This window comes from Streptomyces sparsogenes subsp. cuspidosporus (genome assembly GCF_039532705.1).
Taxonomy (GTDB): Bacteria; Actinomycetota; Actinomycetes; order Streptomycetales; family Streptomycetaceae; genus Streptomyces; species Streptomyces sparsogenes.
On record NZ_BAAASD010000056.1, the window covers coordinates 13,344 to 25,478 of the forward strand.

Consider the following 12,135-nt stretch of genomic DNA (forward strand, 5'->3'; position numbering starts at 1 on the left):
TGCTGTGCGTGCCGGGCTGACGTGCTGCGCGCGCCGGGCTGACGTGCTGCGCGCGCCGGGCTAGCGGGAGATGTCCCCGAAGCCCTCGATGTCGTGCGGGCTGCGCGGGCCGGGGCCGGTGTAGCGGGCGGAGGGGCGCACCAGGCGGCCGGTGCGCTTCTGCTCCAGGATGTGCGCGCTCCACCCGGCGGTGCGGGCACAGGTGAACATGGACGTGAACATGTGCGCCGGGACCTCCGCGAAGTCCAGGACGATGGCCGCCCAGAACTCGACGTTGGTGGCCAGCACCCGGTCCGGCCGCCGGTTGTGCAGCTCGTCCAGGGCGGCCCGCTCCAGCGCCTCGGCGACCTCGAAGCGCGGCGCGCCCAGCTCCTTGGCGGTGCGCCGCAGCACGCGGGCGCGCGGGTCCTCGGCCCGGTAGACGCGGTGGCCGAAGCCCATCAGCCGCTCGCCGCGGTCCAGGGCCTGCCTGACGTAGGAGGCGGCGTCTCCGGTGCGCTCGATCTCCTCGATCATGTGGAGCACCCGGGAGGGCGCGCCGCCGTGCAGCGGGCCCGACATGGCACCGACCGCGCCGGAGAGGGCCGCGGCGACGTCGGCGCCGGTGGAGGCGATGACGCGGGCGGTGAAGGTGGAGGCGTTCATGCCGTGCTCGGCGGCCGAGGTCCAGTAGGCGTCGACGGCGGCGACGTGCTTGGGGTCGGGCTCACCGCGCCAGCGCCGCATGAAGCGCTCCACGATGGTCTCCGCCTTGTCGATCTCCCGCTGGGGGACCATCGGCAGGCCCTGGCCGCGGGCCGACTGGGCGACGTACGACAGCGCCATCACGGCGGCGCGGGCCAGGTCCTCGCGGGCCTGGGCCTCGTCGATGTCCAGGAGCGGTTTGAGGCCCCAGACGGGCGCCAGCATGGCCAGCGCGGACTGCACGTCGACGCGGATGTCGCCGGAGTGGACCGGGATGGGGAACGGCTCGGCGGCGGGCAGGCCGGGGTTGAACGCGCCGTCGACCAGCAGGCCCCACACGTTCCCGAAGGAGACGTGGCCCACCAGGTCCTCGATGTCGACGCCTCGGTAGCGCAGCGCGCCGCCCGCCTTGTCGGGTTCGGCGATCTCCGTCTCGAACGCGACGACTCCTTCGAGTCCGGGTACGAAGTCGGACATCAGGCGGCTCCTCGTGATGTGGTCGACGGTGGGCGGGCGCCCGTGCTGCGGAACGGGTGGTGCGTGCGTACGGCTCCCGGTACAGGGTGCCCCGGGATGTCGTCGGGGACGGCGGCGCCGGGACGGCTCCACGGTCGCGTGCGCGGCTCGCGGTCCGTACCGGTCACCCCGGTGATGCCCCGTACGGGCGGGTGTCATCCGGCCGCGCCGGGCGCGTCCGGCCCGACGGGCGCATATGGTCAGCCACAGTCTGGTCTCTGAGGTACCCCCGGGGAAGCGTGAGAAGCGGCACACCCCCCACCACCCCGGAAAGGGTTACGCCGTGGCCGGAAGGGGGAGGAGGAATCGCTCGTTCGGGGCAGTACCTGCGGCACGGTGTTGATGTTGCAAGATATGCGCGTGCCTCACGTTGACCCGCAATTCTCGGCGCGTCCGGCCGCGCGCACCTACGACCCGGCCGCCATGCGCGAGCACTACCGCGCGGAGGGCATCACCGAGCGCGACCTCGCGGCGGACCCGTACGAGCAGTTCACGCGGTGGTTCGAGCAGGCCGTGGCGAGCGGTCTGTTCGAGCCCAACGCGATGGTGGTCGCCACGGCGGACGCCGCCGGGCGCCCCAGCGCCCGCACGGTGCTGATGAAGAGCTTCGACACGCGCGGCTTCGTCTTCTACACCAACTACACCTCGCGCAAGGGCCGCGAGCTGACCGAGAACCCGTACGTCTCGCTGCTCTTCCCCTGGCACCCGATCGCCCGCCAGGTCGTGATCACGGGCACGGCGCGGCGCACCGGCCGGGACGAGACGGCCGCGTACTTCAGGACCCGGCCGCACGGGTCGCAGCTGGGGGCGTGGGCGAGCGCGCAGTCCTCGGTGGTCGGCTCGCGGGAGGAGCTGGACCGGGCGTACGGGGAGCTGGTGGACCGCTATCCGCCGGGGGAGCAGGTGCCGGTGCCGCCGGAGTGGGGCGGCTTCCGCGTGGTGCCGGAGGCGGTGGAGTTCTGGCAGGGCCGGGAGAACCGGCTGCACGACCGGCTGCGGTATGTGCCGGGTCCGGGCGGGGAGGGCTGGCGGATCGAGCGCCTGAGCCCCTGACGAACAGGTGAACGCCGGAGTGGAGGGGGCGGAAACGCAGGCGACCCGCGGGTCTGTACCCCTGCGCCGTGGCGCGAGGGGGCCGGTCGGACGTACCGGCGACCCGCGGGTCGGGTGACTGCTTGGGATTGGCCGGCCGCACATCCTGCGATGCGCGTGTCCGGCGAATGCGCTGAGCGCGACGACGGACTGCTAGCCCGCAGCCACCTCACGCGTCCGGATTTGATACATCTGCCGAACCACCTCCCTTCTCGTGTGCTCCACACCCTAAGAAGCGGTTCGCCGGGCCACAAGTGAATTTCCGGGGCGCAACGATTTCGCGGAATCCGGTGTGGCGCGTGTCACGTTCGAGTTGAATGTCGGACAGGCCCAGCAGGTCCCACCAGGGGGGTGTTCCCGTGAGCGCTTCGGAGGTCCGGCCGCCGCGGCCCGCGTCCGACCGGGGGGACGACTCGGGGCTGCTCGCCGCGCTGCTGGACGGCATGGACGCGGCCCTGTGCGCCTTCGACGCCGACGGCACCGTCACCCACTGGAACCGCGAGGCCGAGCGCATCCTCGGCTGGTCGGCGCGCGAGGCCGTCGGCCGCAAGGGCCTCGCCGGGTGGGCGGTGCGCGCGGCGGACGCCCACGAGGTGGAGGCGCGGCTGATGGCGGCGATGGACGCCCCGGGGCGCCATGTGCACGAGTTCGCGCTGCTCACCAAGGACGGCGGGAGGGTCCTGGTGCGCACCCAGTCCTCGGCGGTGCCGCGGGCGGACGGGCGGCCCGGCGGGGTGTACTGCGCCTTCAGCGAGGTGCACACGCAGATCGACCTGGAGCGTGCCATCGCGCTCAGCGAGGCGCTGCTGGCCGACGCCTCGTGGAGCGTGGTCTTGGTCGACGCCGATCTGCGCCCCGCGGCCGTCAACAAGAACGCGGCCCGCGCGCTGCGCACCAGCCGTACGGCGGCGCTGGGCCGCCCGCTGGGGGACCTGCTCGACCAGGGCGTGGAGGAGCTGGAGAGCGCGCTCCAGCACGTCCTGGCGGAAGGCGCGCCGCCGGCGCCCACGGAGCTGTGGGTGAGCCTGCGGGAGGCCGGCGAGGGCCTGCGGGGGTTGCGGGGCGGCAGAGGCGGGGCCGGCGCCGAGGACGACGGCCGGCTCGAGGGCGGCGCCCGGCCCGACGGGGGCACCGCCGCGCGCCGCTGCTGGCGCAGCGGCTTCCTGAGGCTGGCGTCGCCGCTGGCGGAGGAGCCGGTGCCGCTCGGGGTGGCGTGGATCTTCCAGGACGTGACGGAGCTGAAGCGGCACGAGCTGGACAGCTCGCGGCTGCGCTTCCGCGGCAATCAGCTCCAGCGGGCGGCGCGGGCGGCGGCGGAGTGCGAGGACCCGGCCGAGGCGGCCACCGTCCATCTGGACTTCGCGCTCGCGGGCTTCGCCGACCACGCCCTGATCGACCTGGTCCTGGAGGCAGCCCCGAGCGCCGCCCCAGGGGCCGCTCCGCAGGCCGCCGGTGCCGGTGACGGCGCGGAGCGGATCCGGCTGGTGCGGGCGGCCGCGACGCCGGGCGGGGCCCCCGGCCCGTGCCCGGCGATCGTCGCGGGAGGCATTCCGGTGGCCTACGGGGAGGGCCACCCGGCGCTCCAGGCGGCCGAGCGCTGCGGACCGGTGCGGGTCAGCGCGACCCGCGCGGAGGAGACGGGCCCCACCCCGTGGGCCGCGGCCCGCAAGTGGCCCGCCGGCACGCTCCACGCCCTGTGCGCCCCGCTGCGCAGCCGAGGTCGCACCCTGGGCGTGGCCACCTTCCTGCGCGGCTCCGGCCGCCGCCCCTTCGACCGGGCGGACGCCGCGTACGCCGAGGACGTCGCCGGCCGCGTCGCGGCCGCCCTCGACCTCGCCCAGCAGCTCGGCTAGCGGCGCGTCCGATGTGCGGTGAGTATGAGACAGCGACACGCCGTGGTGTCGGCCTGTCGCTGTCCGATACTCACCGCAAACACTCACCGCAGCATCACGGGCGTCAGCGCCGGTAGAAGATCCGGTCGCCGTACGCGGCCATGACCCGCCCGTTCCAGTCGTGGCCGCCGTCCACATTGCCCGAGCGCAGCATGGGCGGGTCGATGCCGCGCGCGGCCAGCTCGCCCGCCGCCGTGGCCATCACGGCCTGCATCAGCGCGGAGGTCACGACCGTCGAGGCGGGGCCGAAGGGCGCGCCGACCCCGTCGGCGGTCAGCTCGGCGTCGCCGACCGCGATCTTGCTGTCGAGGACCAGGTCGCAGTGGTCCTTCAGGAAGTCCCCGGAGTGGTGCCGCGAGGTGGTCGCGGTGGTGTACGCGACGGAGGTCACGCCGATCACCTTGAGGCCGACGGCCCGCGCGTGCATGGCCATCTCCACGGGCAGCGCGTTGCGCCCGGACAGCGAGATGACGAACAGCACGTCGCCCGCCCGCGCGGGGCTGTTGTCCAGGACGGCTCCGGCGAGCCCGTCCACGCGCTCCAGGGCGCTTCCGAGCGTGGCGGGCACCACGTCGACCCCGACCACCCCCGGCACCGGGAGGAGGTTCATCAGGGCCAGGCCGCCCGCGCGGTAGACGACGTCCTGGGCGGGAAGCGAGGAATGGCCGGCGCCGAAGGCGAAGAGGCGGCCGCCCGCGACGACGGTCTCGGCGACCAGGGCCCCCGCCGCGGCGATGGCCTCGGCCTCCTCGTCGCGTACCCGCCGCAGCAGGCCGATGGCGGCGTCGAAGTACTGCCCGGCCAGCTTGCTCTCGCTCATCCCCGAGTGGTCCTTCCGTAGGTGTCGGTCGTCGTCGGTCGTCGTCGGTCGGTCGTCGCCGGTCCTCGGCGGTCGCCGGTCGGCGGTCGGTCGCCGCGTGGCGCGGATCACGTTGGGCCGTCGGCCGGGAGGCTGTCAACACCGGATCGGCCCGGGATCGCACCGATGGGGGCGGCGGCGCCTGACTCGGCCCCATTGTCGGTGGGATGCGTCAGAATTGTGGTCAGGGCCACCGCACGACACATTCGAGGGGCACGCATGTCCGGACTCATCGACACGACGGAGATGTATCTCCGCACCATCCTCGAGCTTGAGGAGGAGGGTGTCGTCCCGATGCGCGCCCGTATCGCGGAGCGGCTCGATCAGAGCGGCCCGACGGTCAGCCAGACCGTGGCGCGCATGGAGCGCGACGGCCTGGTGCAGGTCGCGGGCGACCGCCATCTGGAGCTCACCGAAGAGGGCCGCCGCCTGGCGACGCGCGTGATGCGCAAGCACCGGCTCGCCGAGTGTCTGCTGGTCGATGTGATCGGCCTGGAATGGGAGCAGGTCCACGCCGAGGCATGCCGCTGGGAGCACGTGATGAGCGAGGCGGTGGAGCGGCGGGTGCTGGAGCTGCTGCGCCACCCCACCGAGTCGCCGTACGGGAACCCGATCCCGGGCCTGGAGGAGCTGGGCGAGAAGGCGGAGGCCGACCCGTTCCTGGACGACAGCATGGTGAGCCTGCGCGAGCTGGAGCCGGGCACGGAGGGCAAGACGGTGGTCGTGCGCCGGATCGGCGAGCCCATCCAGACGGACGCCCAGCTGATGTACACGCTGCGCCGGGCGGGCGTGCAGCCGGGCTCGGTGGTGAGCGTGACCGAGTCGCCCGGCGGCGTGCTGGTGGGCAGCAGCGGCGAGGCCGCCGAGCTGGACCCGGACATCGCCTCCCACGTGTTCGTGGCCAAGCGCTGACCCCCCCGCCCCCTTCAAGCCCCGCTTCCCCCAGCGTCCTCCTGCCCCCCGCGCCCGCGTGATCCGGGCGACACGCTGACCGAATCGGCCGGTGCGGCCGGCGGGGCGGCCGTGACCTGCGGCGACCGGCTACCGGCGGGTTTTCCCGGTGCCGGAGTTGGTGGAAAGCGAGCGGCCGGGCCGCCGCCGTGCGACTCTGTCGCGTAGGCGTAGGCATATATGCACGAGGCATGAGCGCGTGCGTGCGCCGAGGTGTGCTGCGCCGAGGTGTGCAGGGGCCTGGGGCCGGGGCATTCGAGGTCCGCTCGACTGCCCTTCCCGGGCCGGGGGGAGGGGGCTCTCATGGGCCTGACGGGCGGTGTCGCCCAGCGGGCGTACGACAGCGAGGGCCCCGGCGCCTTGAGTCGCCGGGGCCCCGCTTCCCCATGTCCCCCCGCTGGGCCCCCGGCCGCACGGTCCGCTGTGACGCGGCCCGTGCGCCCGGAGGCCCTGGCGACCCGGAGCCCCGAGCTCTCAGGGTCGCTCCCCGCGGACTTCCTTCCCCGAGCAGTCCGCCTCCCGCTAGCTGTCTCCCCTCGGTGCGGACGATCAACCCCCTGGCGCGGTCACTCGAACGAGGGGTGTTGCCCGGTCGTGACGGCGTGTTCGAATAAAGGTTCGATACCCTGCGGTTGGTCGAGGGAGGAACGGAGGTGCCAGAACAGATGGCGCGGCGCATCGACGTGACGGGAGCCGGCGGGGTGCGGCTCGCCGCCTGGGAGTTCGCCGATCCGCCCAAGGCGGACGGCGGCGAGCCGACACCACCCGGGCCGGGAGTGCTGCTGCTCCATGGCCTGATGGGCCGGGCGGCCCACTGGGCGCGGACCGCGCGCTGGCTGGCCACCCGCCATCGGGCCGTCGCCCTCGACCAGCGGGGCCACGGCCGCAGCGAGAAGCCCGCCGACGGCCCGTTCGACCGCGCCACCTATGTGGCCGACGCCGAGGCCGCGGTCGAGCAGCTGGGCCTGGCCCCCGTCACCCTCATCGGCCACTCCATGGGCGCCCTCACCGCCTGGCAGCTGGCCGCCCGCCGCCCCGACCTGGTCCGGGCCCTGGTCATCTGCGATATGCGGGCCTCCGCCCTGGGCTCCGCCTCGCAGGCGGAGTGGGCCGAGTGGTTCGCCTCCTGGCCGCTGCCGTTCGCCACCCTCGCCGATGTGCGCAAGTGGTTCGGCGAGGACGACCCGCGGCTGGAGCGGCCGAATCCGGCCAGGGGCGAGTTCTTCGCCGAGGTCATGACCGAGCGCTCGGACGGCTGGCGCCCGGTGTTCTCCCGCCGCCAGATGCTCAAGGCCCGCGCGGCCTGGGTGCATGACGCCCATTGGGAAGAGCTCGCGCTCGTCGAGTGCCCCACCCTCGTGGTGCGCGGCCTGGACGGCGAGCTGGGCCGGGCGGAGGCGCAGGAGATGGTCCGCGTCCTCCCCCGCGGTGAGTACGCGGAGGTGACGGACGCGGGCCATCTCGTCCACTACGACCAGCCGGACGGCTGGCGCCGGGCCGTGGAGCCCTTCCTGGCCTCGGTGCTGCCCGCATAGCCGGCTCACCGCCGGGGGGCGCGGGCCTCGGCGGTGGTCTTCAGATCGCGCAGCCAGGCTTCCAGCCCCGCGCCGAGTGCCGCGGTCGCGGTGGGGATGTCGGCCTCGACCTGGGCGCCGGTCCAGGTCTCCTCGGTGTGCACCCGGACGCCGCCCTTGACCTTGGTGAAGGTCCACAGGTGGACCCCTTCGTCGATGCGCAGCCCCTCGCCGATCGCGGGCCCTCGCCACAGCACGCAGTGGCCGCGCTGGAGTTGCCGGACGGTGGAGGTGATCTCCAGGGTGGTGGCGGGGGTCGAGGGGGTGGCGGGCGCGGGGGTGGTCCACCGGAACCGCGAACCCTTCCGCAGCGGGCCGGGGTCGAGGCGCTCCGCGGTGAGGACGGGCGGCTGCCAGGACGGCCAGCGCTCCACGTCGGTCTGCAGCGAGAAGACGGTGCTCAGCGGTGCGTTGATCACGGTGTCGGACTGGTAGCGGATCCGGGCGGTGGGGTCCACGCCTTCTCCTCGGCACTGGGCGGGAGGGCTGTGGTGGGCGGCCTGGGCGGGCGGGGCGGCGGCCCCGAGGACGCCGGCCACGGCGAGTGAGACGGTGAGGGCGGCGGTGCGTACGCCGGCCCGGGGGCGGGGCTGCGGGGCGGGGGAGTGCGAACGGCGGCTGCCGAACATGGTGGTTCCTCTCGTCCTGGGTGAGGGCGTGGTGGGTGAGGTCGCGGCCGAGGCCGTCGTGGTGCGGCTCGGGACGGTGGCGCGGGCAGGGGCGGCGCCGGGCGCTACGGGGTCAGCACGACCTTGCCGGCGACGGTGCCGGATTCGGCCAGCCGCACGGCCTCGGCGACGCGGGCGAGCGGCAGTTGGGCGGCGATCCGGGCGGTGATGTCGCCGCGCTGGAAGGCGGCGAAGACCTGGGTGAGGTCGGCGCGCAGCCGGGCCCGGAAGCGGTTCTTGGCCAGGGCCCGCCCGGCCCAGGCGTTGTAGAAGTAGGCGCGGCGGCGGTTGGGAAGGGCGTTCCACAGCCAGACGCGGCCGAGGAGTTTGAGCACGGGCCACTGCTTGGAGCCCTGGTCGTCCCGGGTGGAGGCGCTGCCGTACGAGACGAGGGTGCCGCCGGGCGCGAGGAGGCGCCAGGAGTCGGCGATGCCCCGGCCGCCGACGTGGTCGAAGACGGCGTCCACTCCGCCGGGGGCGAGTTCGCGGATCCGCGCGGCGACGTCTCCGGCGCGGTAGTCGACCGGGGTGACCCCCTGCTCCCGCAGGGCGGCGTGGTGGCGGACGGACGCCGTGCCGATCACCTTCGCCCCGGCGGCGTGGGCGAGTTGGACCAGGACCGAGCCGACGCCGCCGTTGGCGCCGTACACCACGACGGTCTGCCCCGCGCGGACGCGTGCCTTGCGGTGGAGCATCTGCCAGGCGGTGATCCCGTTGATGACCAGGGTCTCCGCCTCCGCGGCGCCGATGCCATCGGGGACCTCCACCACGTCCGCCGCGTCGACGACCACATGGCTGGCCCAGCCGCCGACCTTCACCAGCGCGGCCACCCGGGTCCCGGCCGTCGCCGGCGCGACGCCCTCCCCGGTCGCGGCCACCGTGCCGACCAGGTCGTAGCCCGGCACGAACGGGAACGGCGGCTGGTCGTAGTAGCGGCCGCGCCGCATCTGCTGCTCGGCGAACGAGACGCCGGTCGCCTCCATCTCGATCACGACCTGTCCCGGCCCCGGGGAGGGGACCGCCCCGCCCGACCGGACCTGCAGCCCTTCCGGCTCCACCGTGCCCGGCAGGACAACCTCGACGAGTCCTTCGACGTTCATGACGACCTCCACTGCGCTCAGCGCTGTCTATAAGTTCTCGCGTTCGTTAGAAGTTATAACTGGACGACGGGGCGGACGTCAACAGCGTTCGTGATAGGTTCTAACTAAATCTTGATGTTGTAGACACGCAGGTGAAGAGGGGTGGCAGGCGGACCATGGCGGAATCGAGCAGCGCAACCCCGCGCGAGCGCTACCGCGCCCAGGTGCGTGCGGAGGTCAAGAAGCGCGCGTGGGAGCAGATCGCCACGGCGGGGGCTTCGGCCCTCTCCCTCAACGCGATCGCCAAGCGGATGGGCATGAGCGGACCCGCCCTCTACCGGTACTTCGCCAGCCGCGACGAGCTGATCACCGAGCTCATCCGGGACGCGTACCGAAGCCTCGCCGACACCCTCCACGCGGCATCCGAGAAGTCCGGCGCCGACGTGGCCGCGCTCGCGCATGCCCTGCGCGGCTGGGCCCTGGACGACCCCCAGCGGTACTTCCTCGTCTACGGCACGCCCGTCCCCGGCTATCACGCGCCCGACGACATCACCGCCATCGCGTCCGAGAACATGGCCACCTTGCTCGACGCCTGGACCGCGCGACCCTCCGCCGACCCCGCGACCCCCTTCGCCGAACACCTCGAAGGCCTCGGCCGCCAATGGGCCGACGACCACCCCGCCCCGCCGGCGGCCCTCCACGGCGCCCTGACCTTCTGGACCCGGCTGCACGGCGTCCTGTCCCTGGAACTCGCGGGCCACTTCAACGGAATGGGATTCGACCCCGCCCAGCTCTTCGTGGCCGAACTGGAGAGCCTGCTCCCGGGCGGCGGCGGGCTGTCCGACCCAAACGGCTAATGACGCGTCCGCGTGCCGGATCGGTTCCGGTCGGGCCGTCAACCTTGCGCAGGACCGGGGGAGTTGCTGTGACAGGTTTCCGGTTCGGCACGTCACCGGGATTCCGCGCCGGGCGATCCGGCGTCAGCCCGGGGAGCGGTGAGGGCGACTGCCAAGAAGGCCGGTGGTTCTCCCGGAGTTGCTTGGGGGACCGGCGGTCCGTGGCGGCGTGGACGGTCACCCGTTCGAGTAGTGCTGCCGGGCCACGCAGCGGGTACATGGACGGTGACGTCACGTTGGCGGCATGACGACGCCAGGTGGAGCCGAGGGGGCTGGGTATGCCCGGTACACGTACCGGCTTCGCGTGTCCTCGACCGCCCGTACGACGCTGCTGGCGGAATGGGCTCGGTGCCGGTGGGTGTGGAACGAGTGCGTGGCCAAGTCCAGGGCCATCCACCTGCGCAACAAGGTCACGGGTGAGAAGCGGACCTGTGGCCCGGCGCAGCTGGACAGGATGCTGACGCGGGCGCGGGAGTGTACGCCGTGGTTGCGTGAGGGCTCCAGTGTGGTGCAGCAGCAGGTGATCCGGGACTTCGGCAGGTCGCGGGCCAAGGCTCAGAAGGACATCCGGGAGCGGGTGTCTCAGCGGCGGCGGGCCGGTATGCCGGGGTGGAAGAGGAAGCGTGGGGCCGCTCCGACGCTGAACTACACCCGGCGCGGGTTCCGGCTGAAGGACGGCCGCCTGCATCTGGCGGGCGGGATCGTGCTGTCGGTGGTGTGGTCGCGGGACCTGCCCGCCGACCCCTCCTCGGTGCGCGTGTACCAGGACAGTGCCGGGCACTGGTACTGCTCGTTCGTGGTCCCCGCCCAGGTGGAGCCGCTGCCTAGGACCGGGCGGGTGCTGGGCGTGGACTGGGGCGTGAAGCAGATAGCGACCACCACCTCGGGCGCGCATGATCTCCCGCATGCGCAGTACGGCCGCAAGGCCCAGGTGAGGCTGAGCCGGTATGACCGGATGATGGCCCGCCGCAGACCGAAGAAGGGGCAGGCCGCCTCGAGGGGCTACCGCCGGGCGAGGAAGTGGCGGGCGAAGACCTGTGCGAAGATCGCCCGGCAGCGGCAGGACACCGGCCGCAAGTGGGCAAAGAAGGCCGTGCGCGACCATGACGCCATCGCGGTGGAGGACTTCCGGCCGAAGTTCCTGGCCAGGACCAGCATGGCGCGGAAGGCGGCGGACGCGGCGATCGGCGCGACGAAGAAGGCCCTGCTCGAGATGGGCCGCAAGCACGGGCGGGACATCCGCCTCGTGCATCCCGCGTACACCACGATGGACTGCGCGCGGTGCGAAGCGAGAACCAAGCACGCACTCCCGCTGTCCGAGCGCACCTACACCTGCGCCGCATGCGGAGCCGTCTCCCCCAGGACAAGAACTCCGCCCGCGTGATGCTGGTCCGGGCAGGTCTCGACCCGGCTGGTGCCGAGGGCGTAAGACCCGCGGGAGCGCTGCTCCTGCAGGCAGCCTGAGCCAGGAATCTCCTCCCCTTCAGGGAGGAGAGGATTCAAGAATGTCCGGTGCTAGTCTCTTTCGTGCGATAACGGAAGCGTTCCTGATCACGGGGGTGGGCTCGCGTGCAGGTCAAGTACAGGGCTTCGGCAATCGCGTTGACGGCTTCACTGCTGCTGGGTGGATCGATGGCCCTGGCGCCGATGGCGTCCGCAGTGGGGTCGTCGGCGTGCCGGTTCAATTCACCTGACGTCAATTTCAAGGTGCGCACCAGCGGCGCGACGTTCCGGACCGGACCCGGAAAGCGTTACCACGTGATCGGGACGCTGTACCGGGGGGATTCCTTCCGCTACTACTGCCGGACTGGTGGCCTCAAGGACTTCAAAAGGAGCTGGTCGTACGGCAAGCTCCTGAAGCGGAGCCGTTCGGGAATCCCGGCCGGTACGAAGGGCTGGGTCTACAGCAAGTACCTCGACTAGC

The 12,135-nt window shown here is 72.9% G+C and carries 10 protein-coding genes and 1 pseudogene; 7 read left to right on the forward strand and 4 right to left on the reverse strand.

Going from position 1 to position 12,135, the window contains the following annotated elements; all coding sequences use genetic code 11:
- Positions 1 to 60: 60 nt before the first annotated feature.
- On the reverse strand, positions 61 to 1,161 hold the full coding sequence (locus tag ABFY07_RS38220) for a citrate synthase 2 (RefSeq protein WP_346178885.1): 1,101 nt from the start codon (positions 1,159 to 1,161) through the stop codon (positions 61 to 63).
- A 393-nt stretch (positions 1,162 to 1,554) separates the two neighbouring features.
- On the opposite strand from ABFY07_RS38220, the gene pdxH reads away from it, so the two are divergent.
- The gene (pdxH, locus tag ABFY07_RS38225) at positions 1,555 to 2,253 is read left to right on the forward strand and encodes a pyridoxamine 5'-phosphate oxidase (RefSeq protein WP_346178886.1); all 699 of its coding nucleotides are present in this window, start codon (positions 1,555 to 1,557) and stop codon (positions 2,251 to 2,253) included.
- A 356-nt stretch (positions 2,254 to 2,609) separates the two neighbouring features.
- On the forward strand, positions 2,610 to 4,145 hold the full coding sequence (locus tag ABFY07_RS38230; protein WP_428837081.1) for a PAS domain-containing protein: 1,536 nt from the start codon (positions 2,610 to 2,612) through the stop codon (positions 4,143 to 4,145).
- Between the two features lie 103 nt (positions 4,146 to 4,248).
- Here the strand turns inward: ABFY07_RS38230 and ABFY07_RS38235 are convergent, their stop codons facing one another.
- Positions 4,249 to 5,004, reverse strand: coding sequence for an SIS domain-containing protein (locus ABFY07_RS38235; RefSeq protein ID WP_346178888.1), 756 nt, complete (start codon positions 5,002 to 5,004; stop codon positions 4,249 to 4,251).
- A gap of 258 nt (positions 5,005 to 5,262) precedes the next feature.
- Here ABFY07_RS38235 and ABFY07_RS38240 point away from each other — a divergent pair, with 258 nt between their 5' ends.
- Positions 5,263 to 5,955 carry an iron-dependent transcriptional repressor DtxR gene (locus tag ABFY07_RS38240; RefSeq protein ID WP_065960887.1) on the forward strand — a complete coding sequence of 231 codons (693 nt, stop codon included), beginning with the start codon at positions 5,263 to 5,265 and terminating at the stop codon, positions 5,953 to 5,955.
- 704 nt (positions 5,956 to 6,659) lie between these two features.
- Positions 6,660 to 7,529, forward strand: coding sequence for an alpha/beta fold hydrolase (locus ABFY07_RS38245; protein ID WP_065960886.1), 870 nt, complete (start codon positions 6,660 to 6,662; stop codon positions 7,527 to 7,529).
- A 5-nt stretch (positions 7,530 to 7,534) separates the two neighbouring features.
- On the opposite strand, the gene ABFY07_RS38250 is transcribed toward ABFY07_RS38245, so the two are convergent.
- Positions 7,535 to 8,197 (reverse strand): SRPBCC family protein, encoded by a 663-nt coding sequence (locus ABFY07_RS38250; protein ID WP_346178889.1) that lies wholly within the window; start codon positions 8,195 to 8,197, stop codon positions 7,535 to 7,537.
- Between the two features lie 104 nt (positions 8,198 to 8,301).
- Entirely contained in the window at positions 8,302 to 9,336 is a 1,035-nt protein-coding gene (locus ABFY07_RS38255; RefSeq protein WP_346178890.1) for a medium chain dehydrogenase/reductase family protein, read from the reverse strand.
- 155 nt (positions 9,337 to 9,491) lie between these two features.
- On the opposite strand from ABFY07_RS38255, the gene ABFY07_RS38260 reads away from it, so the two are divergent.
- The 3 genes and pseudogenes from ABFY07_RS38260 to ABFY07_RS38270 all read left to right on the forward strand — a co-directional run bounded on the left by ABFY07_RS38260 (position 9,492) and on the right by ABFY07_RS38270 (position 12,134).
- Positions 9,492 to 10,172 (forward strand): TetR/AcrR family transcriptional regulator, encoded by a 681-nt coding sequence (locus tag ABFY07_RS38260; protein ID WP_346178891.1) that lies wholly within the window; start codon positions 9,492 to 9,494, stop codon positions 10,170 to 10,172.
- Between the two features lie 283 nt (positions 10,173 to 10,455).
- Positions 10,456 to 11,675 (forward strand): annotated as a pseudogene (locus tag ABFY07_RS38265) (RNA-guided endonuclease InsQ/TnpB family protein).
- A gap of 105 nt (positions 11,676 to 11,780) precedes the next feature.
- The gene (locus ABFY07_RS38270; RefSeq protein WP_346178892.1) at positions 11,781 to 12,134 is read left to right on the forward strand and encodes an SH3 domain-containing protein; all 354 of its coding nucleotides are present in this window, start codon (positions 11,781 to 11,783) and stop codon (positions 12,132 to 12,134) included.
- Position 12,135 lies beyond the last annotated feature (1 nt).